The sequence below is a fragment of the Alcanivorax sp. genome, assembly GCF_002733835.1.
GTDB lineage: Bacteria > Pseudomonadota > Gammaproteobacteria > Pseudomonadales > Alcanivoracaceae > Alcanivorax.
Genome location: NZ_NVWY01000030.1, coordinates 26,152 through 41,676 on the forward strand (window position 1 = coordinate 26,152; position 15,525 = coordinate 41,676).

The 15,525-nt window shown below is 58.6% G+C and carries 17 protein-coding genes; 12 read left to right on the plus strand and 5 right to left on the minus strand.

Annotation, left to right across the window (positions count from 1 at the left end; translation table 11 throughout):
• Window positions 1–253 precede the first annotated feature (253 nt).
• Window positions 254–589 carry a DUF1820 family protein gene (locus COA55_RS11270; RefSeq protein ID WP_290502238.1) on the plus strand — a complete coding sequence of 112 codons (336 nt, stop codon included), beginning with the start codon at window positions 254–256 and terminating at the stop codon, window positions 587–589.
• 172 nt (window positions 590–761) lie between these two features.
• On the opposite strand, the gene COA55_RS11275 is transcribed toward COA55_RS11270, so the two are convergent.
• Complete coding sequence (locus COA55_RS11275) at window positions 762–914, minus strand: hypothetical protein (RefSeq protein WP_156496988.1); 153 nt, start codon at window positions 912–914, stop codon at window positions 762–764.
• Between the two features lie 240 nt (window positions 915–1,154).
• Window positions 1,155–1,430 carry a twin transmembrane helix small protein gene (locus tag COA55_RS11280; RefSeq protein WP_290502241.1) on the minus strand — a complete coding sequence of 92 codons (276 nt, stop codon included), beginning with the start codon at window positions 1,428–1,430 and terminating at the stop codon, window positions 1,155–1,157.
• A gap of 235 nt (window positions 1,431–1,665) precedes the next feature.
• Between COA55_RS11280 and COA55_RS11285 the strand changes: the two genes are divergently transcribed.
• The 8 genes from COA55_RS11285 (at window position 1,666) to COA55_RS11320 (ending at window position 9,035) form a co-directional block, all read left to right on the plus strand.
• On the plus strand, window positions 1,666–2,418 hold the full coding sequence (locus tag COA55_RS11285; protein ID WP_290502243.1) for an SURF1 family protein: 753 nt from the start codon (window positions 1,666–1,668) through the stop codon (window positions 2,416–2,418).
• A complete protein-coding gene (locus COA55_RS11290; protein WP_290502245.1) occupies window positions 2,418–3,032 on the plus strand; it encodes a hypothetical protein in 615 nt (204 codons plus the stop codon). The genes COA55_RS11285 and COA55_RS11290 overlap by 1 nt, the downstream gene beginning before the upstream one ends.
• Window positions 3,033–3,047: 15 nt before the next feature.
• On the plus strand, window positions 3,048–4,109 hold the full coding sequence (locus COA55_RS11295) for a COX15/CtaA family protein (protein WP_063520106.1): 1,062 nt from the start codon (window positions 3,048–3,050) through the stop codon (window positions 4,107–4,109).
• Window positions 4,106–5,017, plus strand: a complete 912-nt coding sequence (gene cyoE, locus COA55_RS11300) for a heme o synthase (protein ID WP_290502247.1) — start codon at window positions 4,106–4,108, stop codon at window positions 5,015–5,017. Before COA55_RS11295 ends, cyoE begins: the two co-directional genes overlap by 4 nt.
• A 104-nt stretch (window positions 5,018–5,121) precedes the next feature.
• On the plus strand, window positions 5,122–5,577 hold the full coding sequence (locus COA55_RS11305) for an Mpo1-like protein (RefSeq protein WP_290502249.1): 456 nt from the start codon (window positions 5,122–5,124) through the stop codon (window positions 5,575–5,577).
• A 258-nt stretch (window positions 5,578–5,835) separates the two neighbouring features.
• Window positions 5,836–6,423: a LemA family protein gene (locus COA55_RS11310; protein WP_290502251.1), complete on the plus strand. Its 588-nt coding sequence runs from the start codon at window positions 5,836–5,838 to the stop codon at window positions 6,421–6,423.
• Between the two features lie 12 nt (window positions 6,424–6,435).
• Window positions 6,436–8,385 carry a M48 family metallopeptidase gene (locus COA55_RS11315; RefSeq protein WP_290502253.1) on the plus strand — a complete coding sequence of 650 codons (1,950 nt, stop codon included), beginning with the start codon at window positions 6,436–6,438 and terminating at the stop codon, window positions 8,383–8,385.
• Window positions 8,386–8,669: 284 nt separating this feature from the next.
• Window positions 8,670–9,035 (plus strand): hypothetical protein, encoded by a 366-nt coding sequence (locus tag COA55_RS11320; RefSeq protein WP_063519987.1) that lies wholly within the window; start codon window positions 8,670–8,672, stop codon window positions 9,033–9,035.
• A gap of 22 nt (window positions 9,036–9,057) precedes the next feature.
• On the opposite strand, the gene COA55_RS11325 is transcribed toward COA55_RS11320, so the two are convergent.
• Window positions 9,058–10,107, minus strand: a complete 1,050-nt coding sequence (locus tag COA55_RS11325; RefSeq protein WP_290502256.1) for a GNAT family N-acetyltransferase — start codon at window positions 10,105–10,107, stop codon at window positions 9,058–9,060.
• Between the two features lie 213 nt (window positions 10,108–10,320).
• Between COA55_RS11325 and COA55_RS11330 the strand changes: the two genes are divergently transcribed.
• Both COA55_RS11330 and COA55_RS11335 read left to right on the plus strand, forming a co-directional pair.
• Window positions 10,321–10,929, plus strand: coding sequence for a cold shock domain-containing protein (locus COA55_RS11330; protein WP_290502258.1), 609 nt, complete (start codon window positions 10,321–10,323; stop codon window positions 10,927–10,929).
• Window positions 10,930–11,019: 90 nt separating this feature from the next.
• Window positions 11,020–12,573 (plus strand): sodium:solute symporter, encoded by a 1,554-nt coding sequence (locus COA55_RS11335; RefSeq protein WP_290502260.1) that lies wholly within the window; start codon window positions 11,020–11,022, stop codon window positions 12,571–12,573.
• Here the strand turns inward: COA55_RS11335 and COA55_RS11340 are convergent.
• Window positions 12,501–13,163, minus strand: coding sequence for a hypothetical protein (locus COA55_RS11340; protein ID WP_063519984.1), 663 nt, complete (start codon window positions 13,161–13,163; stop codon window positions 12,501–12,503). The genes COA55_RS11335 and COA55_RS11340 overlap by 73 nt on opposite strands.
• The gene (locus COA55_RS11345; RefSeq protein WP_290502262.1) at window positions 13,163–14,464 is read right to left on the minus strand and encodes a sialidase family protein; all 1,302 of its coding nucleotides are present in this window, start codon (window positions 14,462–14,464) and stop codon (window positions 13,163–13,165) included. Before COA55_RS11345 ends, COA55_RS11340 begins: the two co-directional genes overlap by 1 nt.
• A 319-nt stretch (window positions 14,465–14,783) precedes the next feature.
• Here COA55_RS11345 and COA55_RS11350 point away from each other — a divergent pair, with 319 nt between their 5' ends.
• Window positions 14,784–15,491: an START domain-containing protein gene (locus COA55_RS11350; protein ID WP_290502264.1), complete on the plus strand. Its 708-nt coding sequence runs from the start codon at window positions 14,784–14,786 to the stop codon at window positions 15,489–15,491.
• The last annotated feature ends 34 nt before the right edge of the window (window positions 15,492–15,525 follow it).

The window sequence follows — 15,525 nt, forward strand, 5'->3', positions numbered from 1 at the left end:
GCGGCCGCTTAACGTGTCACATGGGAGGCAAAACCCAATAAAATCAAATAGCTATTTACCGCCATGCTGATTTCACTGAATTGCCGGAGGTGTGGCAAATTGTCCCACTGCATTTATGGGCGCCAACTCTAGTCATTCGCATGGCTAAAGTCCAGCCGAAACGTAGGGTTTATCAAGCCTTTCAGGCAGATACGAAAGCCAAACGCTATGCTACACTCCGTCTCTATTTCCCTACCCAGCGTCTCTTTCTGCCATGTCAAAACGCCGCCCTATTTACCGCGTCATATTCCAGAACCAGGGGCAAACCTACGAAGTTTATGCCTCAGAGATATATCAAAGCGACCTGCACGGCTTTATCGAAGTAGAGGAATTCCTGTTTGATGAGCGCAGCGGTGTGCTGGTGGATCCATCGGAAGAAAAACTGAAGAGCGAGTTTTCAGGGGTTCTGCGGTCGTACATCCCCATGCATTCGGTCATTCGTATTGATGAGGTAGAAAAGGAAGGGGTCGGAAAAATCACGGAATCACGCCCAGAGCCCCGCAACAGCAACATTTCCCCTTTCCCCATGCCGCCAGGTCCGGGCAAATAGCCGCACCTGCCTCTGCAAAAAACCTGCACCCCCAAAAAAAGAAGGGCGCCGGTTAGACCGAGCGCCCAGAGGGTTGCCTGATGTTACTAAGAGGAGAAAACGTATTTTGCCTACTGAATTAGTCCGTGGGAGGATGCAAAGGTTCCCGACGGACTAAAAAAAGATCGTCCCGCTAGCGCGTGGCATCCCGGGAGGCCTGGGTTAGCACCGGGGAGCGTACTGCCGATAACTCTTTGCGGGCGCTTCCCGCCAGCAACATCGCCTGTTCCGCTCGCGCAATCATGCGAACAAACAGAACCAGCGCAAACCGTGTCATCCACTCCATTGTGGTCTCCTCGCGTTGCTCACCACTGCCGCCTCATTGGGCCGGCCGGGGTAATCGATACAGAATGATAGAGCGGGGAGTGCATCCATGCTCCCTGGCCATCCCTGCTGGCCCTTCTCCGCCTGCCTCGCTCAACGCGAGTTCACTGTATCAGAGAGCCCTTCCGCATCTTCGTTCACTGAACAGCAGGCTTTTTACCGGCCTTTTACAAGACCGGGAGCACACAGGCACTTTCTTTACCTATTCCCCCTGATTCCGGGAGGGAGCCTGCTCGCTGGACTGGATCGGCTCGCCGTAACGCAGTGTCGGGTTCACATCATGCGGCTGCACCCAACCCAGATACATGCTGAGCAGGATGAACAGGAACACCGCCACGGAAAAGCCCACACGCCAGGCCAGCGCTCGCATGGTCTTGCCTTCCTTGCCCTGGTCCTTCACCAGAGATATGAGCGCGCGCCCCAGAGAAATCACTGCCGCCAGCAGTAAAATCACCACAATCAGCTTTACCCACCACATACTCGTTATCTCCTTGCACCCGTTATTACGGCGTATCAGAAACAGCGCCCGGATTCCCTGGATGAAAAGCCCGGCCAGCTATGTACAATGTGCCGCCATTGTTATGCGGCCATTTTATGTAGGCATTGTAATGGCCGACACTGCCAGTGCACGTACTATCGACAGCGCACTGGCGGCAATGGATCGGGCTCCCCCTGTTTTGACCATGACACTGCTGTCACGAGGGCAGATAACCATGCCTCACTCTCTACGTCGCGCGCCCTGGATCGCTCTGCTGGCAACGCTAATTGTTGCCGGAATCTGCCTACGCCTGGCCTTCTGGCAGCTGGAACGGGCAGAAGAAAAGCGCCAATGGCTCACGGAGCAGAGCGAACGAGCGACTCTACCGCCCGCAGACTTGCCCAGCCTGCAAGCCGCCGATGCCCCCATGCACCGTCGCGCCTCCCTTTCTGGTCAATTCGATAACGCCCACAACCTGTTGCTCGATAACCGTACCCTGAACGGGGTGGCTGGCTACCATTTGCTAACCCCATTTGAAACCCGCAAAGGACGCTGGGTGCTGGTAAACCGGGGCTGGCTCCCGCGGGGAAATGATCGCAGCAGGCTACCGGAGATTGCCCCCATCACTGGAAACCAGACCGTCACCGGAACCGTATATCGGCCTTCTCGCGACGCTTTTGTCCTGAAAGACATGCCATTGCCCGACAATCAGTGGCCATTACGGGTTCAGAAAGTGGATTTTGACGCTATTGGTGAACAACTTGGGGTAGAATTGGCGCCCTTTGAAATCCGGGTCACTCCGGAACTGGCGCTGGGCAGCAACACACCGCTACCCCGGCACTGGCAGGACGTGACGGTGATGGGCCCGGAACGGCACAAGGCTTACGCATTGCAGTGGTTCGCACTGGCACTGGCCGCCCTGCTGATATATGTTGCCGCCGCACTCCGAAACTGGCGCAAAGCACGCAAGACGCGAGAGGAACAGTAATGACTCCACGGACCAAAAACAGGTTCATTTTGTTAGCCATCATTGCTCCCTTTGTCCTGTTTTTCCTGGCCGGGCGCTTCCTGATTGATGTCGAGGAGCTACCCAAGGTCAACAAGGGCCAATTGCTGGTTCCACACATCGACATGGCAGCCCTCAACGCCACTGACAGCAACCAGCAACCCTACGACGGCAATGACATGAGCACTCAGTGGACACTGCTCTATGTGGCCGGGGAAGACTGCGACACCCGCTGCAAGAACGGCCTCTATTATCAAGTACAACAAGTGCGCCTGACCCTGGGCGAAGACATTCAACGAGTGCGCCGGGTCATTTTGCATACCGCCCCGGCCGGCGCCGAGTTGCAGACGTTCCTCACCGACAAGGTGGATGGCATGATTTCTATCCATGCGGCTCCCGCCGATGTCACCCAAGCCCTGGCCCCGGTGTATGCCCCCGAGACCAGCCAGCCCATTGGCGATATTTTTCTGGTCAGCCCGGACGGCCAGATATTCATGCGTTACCCCACGCACGAAAACATGGATGCCACCCTCGAAGAGGCGGAGAACATCCGCGTCGATCTCAAACGGACCCTGAAAGGGTCACTGATCGGTTAAGGCAGGCTCTTGATTATGCAAACCCCCACCGCATCGCAGCGCTGGCTGCGCCGTTTCTGTATTCTGGCTGTGCTGATGGCCGCCGGCGTAATCATTTTGGGCGCCTGGACCCGACTGTCCGATGCCGGCCTTGGCTGCCCGGACTGGCCCGGTTGCTACGGCCACCTGGACGTACGCAAAGCCATCGCGCACGTTGCCACCACCAACGAAACCACCCCGGGCGCATTGCGCGAAGCGCACAAAACCGTGCCGGAAATGGTGCACCGCTATTTCGCCTCCACCCTGGGCCTGGTGATCATCATCATCGCGGCCCTGTCCTTTGTTAACCGCAAGCGGGAAAAGCAGCCACTGAAGCTGCCTTTATTCCTGGTGGCACTGGTTATCTTCCAGGGCATTCTCGGCATGTGGACGGTGACAATGGGGCTGCAGCCCACCATCGTGATGCTGCATCTACTTGGCGGTTTCACCACCTTCACCCTGCTGGTTCTTCTCACCGCACGGGTGTTCCGCTGGCCCAGCTTCCTCAATGATTGTGATGTGCTGACACTCAAGCCCCTGGCATCAATAACATTGGCCGCCATTATCTTGCAGATCGCCCTGGGTGGCTGGACCGCCAGCAACTATGCCGCCGTGGCCTGCACCGACCTGCCAGTGTGCGAAGAAGGCTGGCAGGATCGACTGGACTTCAAGGAAGCCTTCATTTTCTGGGGCCACGAACACGACAAGCCCGACTACGAGTACGGCGTACTCGACAACGACGCGCGCACCACCATACACGTGATGCACCGCTTCGGCGCCCTGATGGTCACCCTGCTGGTACTGCTGCTGGTGGGCAAGATCCTGCTGCGTGCCCGCAGCGTGTTCTTCCGCAATTTTGCGCTGGTTATTCTCGGCATCCTCAGCCTGCAGATCGGCCTGGGCCTGAGTAATGTGATGTTCGCGGTACCGCTGGATGTGGCCGTGGCCCATAACTTCGTCGCAGTGATACTGTTGGCCAGCCTGGTACTGTTTATTCGCGCCATTAACGTGAAATGCGGCAAGCGCCAGCCCCCCAAACAGCAAGGAGCCCCGTCATGAGTGAGTCTGCCCACTGGCGCGACTATCTCGCCCTCACCAAACCCGGCGTGGTGATGCTGCTCATGGTCACCGCCGTGGCCGGCATGTTCCTGGCCACCGAGCCGGCGGGCATGGTGCCGCTGGGCACCTTCATCCCTGCGTTTGTGGGGCTGTCTCTGGCCATGATGGCCTCCGCCGCCATTAACCAGATCATGGATCAGAAAATCGATGCCATCATGAAGCGCACCGAAAAGCGCCCTCTGGTGGCCGGCAAGCTGACCCCGAAAGCGGCCATCACCTTCGCCGTACTGCTGGCGGCGGCCTCCATGGTCATGCTGTACTTCCTGGTGAACCCGATCACCGCCTGGCTGACCCTGTTCGGCTTTGTCGGCTACGCCTTTATTTATACGCTCTACCTGAAACGTGCCACGCCACAGAATATCGTGATTGGCGGTATTGCCGGCGCCATTCCGCCCCTATTGGGCTGGACCGCCGTCACCGGCGAAGCCCACCCCTACGCCTGGTTGCTGGTGCTGATCATCTTCGTCTGGACGCCGCCGCACTTCTGGGCGCTGGCCATTCACCGTCGCGACGAGTACGCCAAGGCCGACATTCCCATGCTGCCGGTGACCCACGGTATTCCGTTTACCCGTGAATCGGTGCTGTACTACACCATCCTGCTGTTTATCTGCACCCTGCTGCCGTATCTCACCGGCATGAGCGGCCTGATCTACTTGCTCAGCGCCCTGATTCTCGGCCTGGTGTTTCTTTACCATGCGGTACGGCTGCGCTTTTCCGAAGACCCGAAACTGCCAATGAAAACCTTCGGCTATTCGATCACCTATCTGTTCGCCCTGTTTACCGCCCTGCTGGTGGATCACTATCTGCCAGTGAGCCCGGCCAACGTGGCCACCTGGCTGGGAGCCTGAAGAACGCATGGCGCTGGACGCCTGATGCCTGATGCCGAACGGGGCACTGGCGTCCCACCCTCCCTGTGGCGTTATACTTAAAGCACCAACAAGGGGAGAACAGCATGGCAACCCGCAGCATGGATGACTGGCTCGACGCCTACGGCGAGAGTCACCAGAACCCCACCAACAAGAAAGTGCATTTTGTCTGTGTGCCGGTGATTTTCTTCACCATCATCGGCTTTCTCTGGGCCATCCCGGCACCCTTTTTCACCAGTTTCTGGGCCTGCCTGGCGCTGGTCTTCGTGACCCTCTACTACGCCCGCCTGTCCCTGCCCATCGCCGCGGGCATGTTGGTTTTCAGCCTGCTCTGCCTGGCCGGCCTCAATCTGATCGCCTCCGCCGGCATCAGTGTCTGGCTGTTTTCGCTGGTGGTCTTCATTCTCGCCTGGATTGGCCAGTTCTGGGGTCACAAGGTGGAGGGCAAGAAACCCTCCTTCTTCGAAGACATACAGTACCTGATGATCGGGCCCGCCTGGATCATGGGTTTTCTGTATCGCAAATGGGGAATTAAATACTGAGGCATTCTTGCAGGGCCGCTATAGGAGCACCTCTCGAGGTGCGAACCGAGCGACAGCGAGGATGAATTCCAGGCCTGTGCCGACAGTTTTATCTGATAACGCTTTGGAGCAGGCATTTTTGCCATTCCTTCGCCCAAGCTCAGGTTCGCACCTCGAGAAGTGCTCCTACAGTAACGTCTCCGTACCGCCTTTCCCCATTCGTACTTTTGCAGTAGTTTATAGGCCTACAACAACACCGTTTGGGGAAGGATTACCTGCATGGGCACTCTGATTTTTTTCGGCATCATCATTGCCGTCATCATTTACATCATTGCCGTCTACAACCGGCTTATCGCCCTGAAGAATCGCTTCAAGAACGGCTTTGCACAAATTGATGTGCAGCTACAGCGCCGCCACGACCTGATCCCCAACCTGGTGGAAACTGCCAAAGGCTATATGAGCCACGAGAAAGAGACGCTTACCCAGGTCATCGAGGCCCGCAACCAGGCGGTTAGCGCCAAACAGGCCGCCGCAGCCCACCCGGACGACGCCAGCGCCGTGACGCAACTTGGCAAGGCGGAATCCCTGTTGTCCGGCTCACTGGCCAACTTCTTTGCGCTGAGTGAAAACTACCCGGACCTGAAAGCCAACGACACCATGGCCCAGCTGATGGAAGAGCTGAGCAGCACCGAAAATCGCATCGGTTTTGCCCGTCAGGCATTCAATGACGCCGTAATGAACTACAACACCTACCGCGAACAATTCCCGCAGAACTTCATTGGTGGGTTATTCGGTAGCTTTAGCGAAGCCAAGTTGCTGCAAATTGAAAACGAACAGGCACGCAAGGCCGTGAACGTCAGCTTCTAACCCGGCCTTACCATGGATTTTTTCCAACACCAGGAACGGGCCCGGCGCAAAACCGGGCTTCTGGTTCTGTATTTCATCCTCGCGGTCATCGCCATTGTGGTGTGCGTGAATCTGGCGGTGTTGCTGGCGCTCTTCTGGGGCGATTTTCAGACCGTGTCGCCAAGCCAGTGGTTTACCCACCCTTTCATCCACTGGATTACCGGCCTCACGCTCGCCGTGATGTTGTTTGGCTGCCTGCTAAAACTCTGGCAACTGCGCAACGGTGGCCAGGGGCTGGCCGAGATGCTCGGCGCGCGCCATATCACCATGGACAGCACTGCTACTGGGGAAAAGCAGCTGATCAATGTGGTCGAGGAAATGAGCATCGCCTCGGGCATTCCTGCTCCCCAGCTCTATGTGCTGGACAAGGAAACCGCCATTAACGCCTTCGTGGCCGGGTTTCGACCCTCGGAAACCGTACTGGTGGTCACCCAGGGCACGCTCAATGAACTGAATCGGGATGAATTGCAGGGCGTCATCGCCCACGAATTCAGCCATATATTCAACGCCGACATGCGCCTTAATCTGCGCTTGCTGGCGGTATTGGCGGGCATTCTCGCGCTGGGCAAGGTAGGTGAGTACCTGATTCGCGGGCAACGCCGCTCCTCCTTCAGCCGTTCATCATCCAACCGCAAGGGCGGTGGCGGGCTGGTGTTTGCCGGCCTGGCCCTGATGGTGATCGGCTATGTGGGCCTGTTCTTCGGTCGTCTGATCAAGGCCGCCATTTCCCGGCAACGGGAACTGCTGGCCGACGCCTCCGCCGTGCAGTTCACCCGCAACCCGGCCGGGCTCGGCGGCGCGCTAATCAAAATACGCAACGGCGACGGCTCCCACCTGGCCACGCCCCACGCGGAAGACATGAGCCACATGTGCTTCGGGGAAACCCTTCACTTTCGCCTGCGCAACCTGCTGGGCACCCACCCGCCACTGGACGAGCGCCTGTCCGCCATAGGCAGTGACTGGGTGGCCCGCGCCCGCAGCCGTGCCCGGGACACGAGCACTCATGGCCCACAAAGCCCAGCAGCGGCTGGCCCTGTCGCTCCACAGGGGGCTTCTGCCTTCGCCGGTGGCAGTAGTTCAATAGAGGATTCCAGCACGCCGCCCGCCGCTGCTCCGGCACACTCTACGTCTCTTCCTCCCTCACAAAGGGTAGGCACCGTCAGCGAACCGGATATGGGCTATGCCCGCAGCCTGCTGGAGGCCATTCCCGAGGATCTTCGGCGCCAGATACGCTCGCCCCAATCGGCAGAAAGCGTGCTCTACGCCTTGATCCTCAGCACCTCGACCAGCGACACCGAATCACTGCTGGATGCACTGAACGTCAGCGGCGAACGCCAGGCCCTGGTGACATTAAGCGAGACAATCAGGGCTCTGGGCTCGCGCCTGCGTCTGCCGCTCATTGATCTGGCCTTGCCCGTCCTCAAACCGTTGCCCGCCGATAACCGTGCCCGCATCCTTGCGCACCTGACAGCACTGATCGAGGTCGATAACCGCTACACCTTTTTCGAATGGGCGCTGGTGGGACTGGCCCACCAGCAACTGGGCGAGCAATCCGGCAAGAACCGCCGCACCCGCTTCCGCCGCTATGGCGCCCTGGCCGCCGAGCTGCAACTGCTGTTTTCCGTGCTGACCTGGGCCAGTGGCGCTGAAGATGGAGAGGCCCGAACACTGTTCCAACGCAGTACCCATGGACTGCTGCCCGCCGGCCGCACCTTGCTGCCCCTGACCCATTGCGGCAGCCACAAGCTCGGCCATGCCGTAGACCGGCTGGCCGACCTGTCTCCCCTGCTCAAGGGGCCGGTCATTGATGCCGCCGCCGACCTGGTGCTGGCCGACGGCAAGGTGCAAGTGCAGGAAGCCGAACTACTGCGAACCATCGCAGCACTGCTCGAGTGCCCGCTACCCCCGCTGTTCGCCAGCTGAACCCTTTCAGGTCTACGGCAGACCGGGCCGTGCCACCATTGCCCTGATCGCCCACCGACAAGATTCCGTCAGTTTTACTGATGGGCACCCTCGGTTATGCAAAACACTGAATTTGCTTCAAATTGTCAGTTTTAACTTACAGCTATCGGAGCAACTTCCCTATGCATTGACGGGAAAGTATGGGCAGAATACGAACATCTCCGAAACACTGCCGTTGATCGGCATATTTGTGATTGGCATCACGTTTTAACGGACGATCAACCTCATGGGACGAGGACGAGACAATGAAATTCAGTAAAGCAAGCACCCGCAATACTTGGGAATCTGTGGCTCACGCCACCGAACAGGTTCGTAACGGCAGCCTGGACCCGGCCCTGTCCGCCTGGGTTAATGCGCAAGGCTTTGCGCTGGATGAAACGGTCTTTTCCTCTGTATGCCGTTTCGATGAGGGCATCTACACCGGCACCCTGGTGGACCACCGCGGCCATGCCTGGGAATTCTTTGCCGACCTGAACGATCCGCAAAACTGCGACCTGGAAGACGTGACAGACACCCTGGGCCCGAAATCCCCGGATCATCCCCAGGCAGATCTGTGTGACAAGGTCACCATGGCGTTGCTGTACCAGCGTGAAAAGCAGCTGGCCGCCTGAATCAGACTGCCGATTCCCGGCGCTATACGCCGTCGCGCCGAAAAGGCAGCAACGTCCGCGCTTCGTCCTGATAGCGCTGCACATGCAACGCCTCTTCCTCACAGAAATCCCCGATCGCCCGCTGAAACGCAGGCTCGCGCAAATGGTGCATTGACCAGGTAATCACCGGCTCGAAGCCGCGCAGAATCTTGTGCTCGCCCTGCACGCCCGGATCAAATTCCTGCAACTGCTGCTCAATGGCAAACTCGATGCCCTGGTAGTAGCACATTTCGAAATGCAGACAATCGCGCTCCTGCAGGCAGCCCCAGTAACGGCCGTAAAGCTGGGTATCGTCGAAGAAATACAGGGCCGCCGCGATGGGCGCCTGGGTGTTGCCATCCCGGGCCAGCACCATCATCAGCTGGTCCCCTTGCTGCTCAGCCACCGTCGCGAAAAAGGCCTCGTTCAGGTACGGCATCTGCCCGCGCTTGAGGTACGTGCTGGCATAGCAACGGTAGAAAAAGGCCCAGTCATCCGGCTGGATCTCAGCCCCTCGACGCCGTTCCACCTGGATACCCTGCTCCTGAATTCGCCGCCGCTCCTTGCGTAAATTCTTGCGCTTGCGGGACTGAAACCGGGCCAGAAACCCTTCGAAATCGGCATAGTCACGATTGAACCAGCGAAAGTGACAGGCCTGACGGGACACCAGGGGCAGCTCCACCAGCGCCTCGCGGCTTAGCTGGTCTGGAAACAACAAGTGCCAGCCACTGGCCTGTTGCGCTGTCATTTGCTCGCTTACCGCCTGCCAAAGCGCGTCCGGGCTCCAGTCGCCCAGCCAGCGAGGCCCCACCACCGGCGTGAACGGTACCGAGGTCACCAGTTTGGGGTAATAAGCCAGCCCATGGCGTTGATAGGCGTCCGCCCAGCTGAAATCGAATACGTACTCGCCACGGGAATGATTGCGCCCGTACAAGGGCAACCAGGCACCTTCACGCTCCACATGGCAGGGCGACCAGCCGGTCTCGGGGGTGGTGGCGCCGCACTGCTGCAACGCCTGAAAAAAAGCCGGGTTCAGGAATGGATATGACGTCAAAATGACTCCAACATGAGTTTCACCGCCAGCTTGGGTACAATGCCCGGATTGTGCGGCGCCTGACAGTCATTACCGGCAAGCCCTGCCAACAAAAAGGGCAACGGTAACGGGGGTTTTACCCGGGCACCTTAACCGCGCAATACCGCCTCGTCATCTGGCGGTTTTTATCCTTACTTTTATCACTCATTGCTTAAACAAGGTAACGTCAATTCCATGAATGTCTCTAAATCGCTGACTATTTTTTACGTCATCGTCACCCTGTTGCTGGCCATCCCTGGCGCCTGGCTTCTGTTTGCGCCGGAAATGGCCCTGGTGACCATCCACGAAAACCTGGCCATGATTCAGGTTTCCAACATCCACAGTCAACAAACCGGCCTGGGCCTGTTGCTGGCCGCTGCCGTGAATCTGGTCTGCCTGCTTGGCGGGCGCCAGCGGCTGCCGCTGCATGTGGCGGTGTTCTTCTACCTGGCCGGCCTGGTAGCCAGCCATGGTAATACCGTTTTCACCCACCAGGCGTGGCTGTGGATCCCGGTCCTCGCCTACCTGCTGCCGCTGATTCCCTTCAGCAAGCTGGTGCCAGCCAACCTGCCCCTGCCTTCTTTGCCCGGTAGCAATGACCAGCAGCGCGGTGAAGTGAAGTGGTTCAACCCCAACAAGGGCTTCGGCTTCATTCTTACCGACAGCGGCGAAGAGCTGTTCGTGCACTTCAAAGCGGTACAGAACGGCGGCCGCCGCAGCCTGCGCACCGGCACCAAGGTACGTTTCGATACCCGCATGTCCGACCGCGGGGAACAGGCCGATAACGTTTATATCGAGCAATAAAGCAACATAAGTCGCATCACGCGGCACGCGACAGGCTGCACGCGGCGGCGTGTTGCGTGCCACCTGATTGCCTGCAGCGGAATAACAATAATGACACTAGCAACGGCTGATTGGGTGGTCCTCGCCGGCTACCTGTGTGTGGTGCTGGGTATCGGCCTCTACTTTTCCCGCCGTAACACCAACACCGAAGAATATTTTGTTGGCGGTCGCCGCTTCCGTGGCTGGGTGATCGGCCTGTCTCTGGTGGGTACGTCCATCAGCTCCATTACCTTCCTGGCCTACCCCGCCGACGCCTTCAAGACCGACTGGCTTCGTTATCTCCCCAACCTGGCCTTGCTGCCGGCCATGCTGGTGGCCGCTTTCGTGTTTCTGCCGTTTTTCCGGCGCGGCAATATGACCAGCGCCTATGAATTTCTCGAACAACGCTACGGCCCGTCCATTCGTGTGTATGGCGCCGTGGCCTTTCTGGTGGCACAACTGGTGCGTCTGGCCATGATTCTGTGGCTACTGTCGCTGCTGATCCAGCAGGTCACCGACCTGTCCCCCGCCACCGCCATTGTGCTGGGTGGCCTCTTTGTGGGGTTGTACACCGTGATCGGCGGCATCGATGCGGTGATCTGGACCGATGTGCTGCAAACCGTGATTCTGCTGCTCGGCGGCATCATCTGCCTGTGGGTGATACTGGATGCACTGCCCGGCGGCCTGAATCAGGTCTTCGAGCAGGCCGGCAATGCCGGCAAATTTGCGCTGGCACCGTGGGAAAACGGCGCCCCGGGTGACACCTCCTGGTCGTTCTCCCTGAGCGAAAAAACCGCCACCATGATGTTGCTGATCGGGCTGACCAACTGGCTCACCGAATACTCCAGCAATCAGAACACCGTGCAGCGTTATTGCGCCTCTCAATCGACCCAAGAAGCACGGCGCGGACTCTGGGTCTACCTGTTCACGGCACTGCCAATCTGGGCGTTTTATATGTTGTTGGGCACCGCACTCTGGGTGTTCTTTCAGGCATACCCGGACCCGCATGCCAGCGCCATTCTGGCCGGCGATGCCCGGGCGGAAACCCTGATGCCCCATTTCATTACCGGTTACCTGCCCGCCGGCGTGGCCGGGCTGGTGATCGCCGCAGCCCTGGCGGCGGCAATGAGTTCGCTGGATTCCAGCATCAATTCGATCACCACGGTCAGCGTGGTGGACCTCTATCGACGCCACCTGCGCCCCGGCCGCGATGACCGCCACTATTTGAAGGTGGCCTGGGCTATCGCCATCGCCGTCACCGGGTTAATGATTCTCGGCGCGCTGTGGCTGAACCAGGCGGAGACAAAAACACTGCAGGATACCTCCACCATTCTGGTGTCTCTGCTGGGCGGCGGCATGTTGGGTTTGTATCTGCTGGGGTTCTTTAGCAAGAAGGGAAATGCGCGAGCAGCCTGGTGCGGCATCGGCTGCACGCTGGTATTCACCGGCTGGACGATTCTGACCAATAACCAGCTTCTGCCGGAGGCGCTCAGCGCCCCCTTCGATCTGTATTACACCGGCCTGATCGGCAACGTGTTGATGTTCCTGGTCGGCTACCTGGTGGCGCTGCTCTGGCCCGCCGCCTCGGTGGCACCGCCTGCGTCCTTGCCCGCCTCCGAAGGCTGAACCGATGGCTGTGGCGCGGGCATGGCCCGTGCCCGTAGCAGCCGGTCCCGCAATAACCAACCTGCCGCCCAACACACCAGCCAAGGGTCGATCAGGTAATCCCACAAATTGTCACTGGTCAGCAAACCGGCGCCAAAGGCGCACTGGGCCGCCACCAGAATCAGGCAGGACGCATAGGCTCGCATGACCCACGCCAGCAAACCGACCAGCAACAGGGCCGTGCTGAACCCGAAATGGCCAAAGCCCAGCGCGTAGGGATCCGCATAGCTGGAGCCCATGCTCATCGGGTAGAACCACAACGCCATCAATACCAGCATCAGGCACGCCGTGCGCAGTTCTCGCACCGGCAGCCAGTAATGCCCGGCAACACGATGCTGAATCGCCAACACCGCCAGCAGGCCGGAAGAAATACTGAAACCGGCCAGATAACTCAGCACCCAGGCCCCTGGACCCCACGGGTAGGGCAACAGGGACCAGACAAAAACCAGGCCGGCCAGAACCCCACGCCCACGCAAGGACAACAGGTTGGCACTGATACGCAACTGCACCGCCACCAGCACCAGTGCGCAAATCACCAGATCAAGTGACATTATCGAGCTCCCTGTTCTGGTTGTTGTTGCGACGCGCCGCCCTCAGAGGCATCCGCTTTCAGCCAGGCATGGCGGATCGCCGTCTTGTTCCAGGTGTATAGCAAATGCAGGTCCCCGTTACGGGTACGCACCATGTAGGGGTAATCGTACTGAAACTCACACCCTCGGTCGGGCTCGCACTTGTTGGCTTTTACCCGCTCCAGGAACAGGCGCTGGTCCTCAGGGATCGCTTCACCAACAAATTCATCATCGATCAGGTCAGCAAACGCATCCGGTTTCAATGCACTGCCCCGCCATTGCTCGCGATTATGGAAAAACCAGCGATCTTCCCAATGCTGCCCGGCATCACGGGTTTCACGAATACACAGGTCATCGCGCTCTTCACGATTACAGTTGGTCGCCACCAGCCAGTGCCCCGGCCCCATGGCGACACCCCCCACGGCTGAGCTGGGGTTATCCACCGGCGCATATTCCAACGGTGACCAGCGCCAGCCGCCATCGCTGCTGGAAGACTGATACAAATACCCGTTGTTCGGTTCATTCTCATTGCGCAGGAAAGAGACCGCGTGGTTGCTGTCGTCCACCAGCACCAGCGGCTGAATGGCCTTGCGTCCATGGCCGATGCGGGCCTTGCCGAGGATACGGTTATCCCGGTCCAGGCGCAGGATTTCACCAAACTTGCCAATCATCTCGTGGTAGACCGGCAACCCGATAGAACCATCGCTGTAATGGATTGGCGGGGTTTTGACCAGCGTGCTGATATTCAGGAACGGGGTCGCCACCAATGCCGTATCGAAGTCCCAGCTGGCGCCCAGGTCTGACGATTCCATCACCACCAAACGGCTGGCCGCCCAACCACCAAAGCTCACCGCCACCACAAACAGTCGCATGTGACCGTCATCGTCCAGTACCGGAACCGCATTACCCAGTTTGCGAATATGCCGCCCCCAGCCCCGGGAAATCTGCTCGCGGGTCACGGACACCGTTTCGTCAGACCAGTTCCCGGTTGCGGGATCAAAGATCGCGGAATTAATCGACACATCTGCCGCCCCCTCACGGGTGCCGGCGAACCAGAAGGCACGTAAACGGCCGTCGGGCAGTTCCAGCATGGAGGCCGCATGCACCATGCGGGTATCCGCATCGGACGCAAACCGGGTTTGCCACTGGGAATCCGAAGGCACCGGGGCAGGTGCCTCCGCCAGTAACTGTGGGACCGGTTGCCAGAGCCGTGCAGGGGTTGCCGCAAAATAGCCAGCCACCAGGGCTGCGCCGACCAAAAGATGAAACGCTCGCTTAAGCATAGGGAATCGTCACAACAGGAATATGCAAATGCTTGTTATTGGGTGATTGATTGGCACAAAACACGCCGGGCGACAGTCTAGCAGCCGTTCACAAAATTGCCTGCCGTTAATGCGTATTTGCCGCACCGACTGTCAGTTAGCGCGGAGAAACCACAGGGCAAAGCGGTCAAAATGTGTTCAGGCCTATAATGATAATGTCATAATGACGTCGCGTTATAGGCCCAAATCAATTCCAAGAATAGCGTACAAGGACTCTTCGCCCCCTATGGACAGGCTTCGACCTTTTTGTCTCAGTTGGCTTCTGCTTGCACTTTCTGCATTGTTCTCTGCCTTTTCCCCGGCATGGTCTGCACCGGTATCCAGTGATATTGACCCCGATTGGACACTGGTCAGTGACCGCAATGACATCCAGGTGTACATGAAACACCGGGACGAATCCCGTTTGAAAACGTTTCGTGGCATCACCCGCTTTACCCTGAACGACGAATATTCTCTGGTCGCCCTGCTGAACGATTATCCTTCGATCCCCAAGTGGCTTCACTTTGTCGATAGCGCAGAAGAATTCGGTCGCACCAGCCCCCTGGACCGGCAGCTGCGCTTTACCACCCAATTGCCCTGGCCACTGGCCGACCGGGAAGCGGTGCTGCGTGCCAAAGTGACACAGACCCTGAATACCGAGCCGGAATCGGTGATGATCACGCTGATTAACCAGCCCGATGCCTTGCCCCCCAACAATAATTACATCCGCTTCCCGGAAATGACCGGGCTGCTGGGCTTCACCCGGCTGGGCAACCACGAAGTGGAAATGACCTATGAACTGATCCTGGATCCAGGCGGCTACATCCCCGCCTGGATTGCCAATATTCTGCTTCGCGATGCGCCTTATTTCACACTTGAGCGCCTTCGCCGCATCGTCAACAAGCCGGAGTACCAGAACCATTATTACGACTACATTGATCTGCATGGCCCCGGCCGCCCGCAAGATGCCAGCCCGCAAGCCGCTCCATCACCTGCTCCCGCCCCGTAAAGGGGCACCATCAAAACGTAACAAAGTGCTTATC

Coding starts and splice junctions, on each gene's coding strand:
- COA55_RS11270 (WP_290502238.1), top strand. CDS start 254: ATGTCAAAACGCCGCCCTATTTACCGCGTCATATTCCAGAACCAGGGG.
- COA55_RS11275 (WP_156496988.1), bottom strand. CDS start 914: ATGGAGTGGATGACACGGTTTGCGCTGGTTCTGTTTGTTCGCATGATT.
- COA55_RS11280 (WP_290502241.1), bottom strand. CDS start 1,430: ATGTGGTGGGTAAAGCTGATTGTGGTGATTTTACTGCTGGCGGCAGTG.
- COA55_RS11285 (WP_290502243.1), top strand. CDS start 1,666: ATGCCTCACTCTCTACGTCGCGCGCCCTGGATCGCTCTGCTGGCAACG.
- COA55_RS11290 (WP_290502245.1), top strand. CDS start 2,418: ATGACTCCACGGACCAAAAACAGGTTCATTTTGTTAGCCATCATTGCT.
- COA55_RS11295 (WP_063520106.1), top strand. CDS start 3,048: ATGCAAACCCCCACCGCATCGCAGCGCTGGCTGCGCCGTTTCTGTATT.
- cyoE (WP_290502247.1), top strand. CDS start 4,106: ATGAGTGAGTCTGCCCACTGGCGCGACTATCTCGCCCTCACCAAACCC.
- COA55_RS11305 (WP_290502249.1), top strand. CDS start 5,122: ATGGCAACCCGCAGCATGGATGACTGGCTCGACGCCTACGGCGAGAGT.
- COA55_RS11310 (WP_290502251.1), top strand. CDS start 5,836: ATGGGCACTCTGATTTTTTTCGGCATCATCATTGCCGTCATCATTTAC.
- COA55_RS11315 (WP_290502253.1), top strand. CDS start 6,436: ATGGATTTTTTCCAACACCAGGAACGGGCCCGGCGCAAAACCGGGCTT.
- COA55_RS11320 (WP_063519987.1), top strand. CDS start 8,670: ATGAAATTCAGTAAAGCAAGCACCCGCAATACTTGGGAATCTGTGGCT.
- COA55_RS11330 (WP_290502258.1), top strand. CDS start 10,321: ATGAATGTCTCTAAATCGCTGACTATTTTTTACGTCATCGTCACCCTG.
- COA55_RS11335 (WP_290502260.1), top strand. CDS start 11,020: ATGACACTAGCAACGGCTGATTGGGTGGTCCTCGCCGGCTACCTGTGT.
- COA55_RS11340 (WP_063519984.1), bottom strand. CDS start 13,163: ATGTCACTTGATCTGGTGATTTGCGCACTGGTGCTGGTGGCGGTGCAG.
- COA55_RS11345 (WP_290502262.1), bottom strand. CDS start 14,464: ATGCTTAAGCGAGCGTTTCATCTTTTGGTCGGCGCAGCCCTGGTGGCT.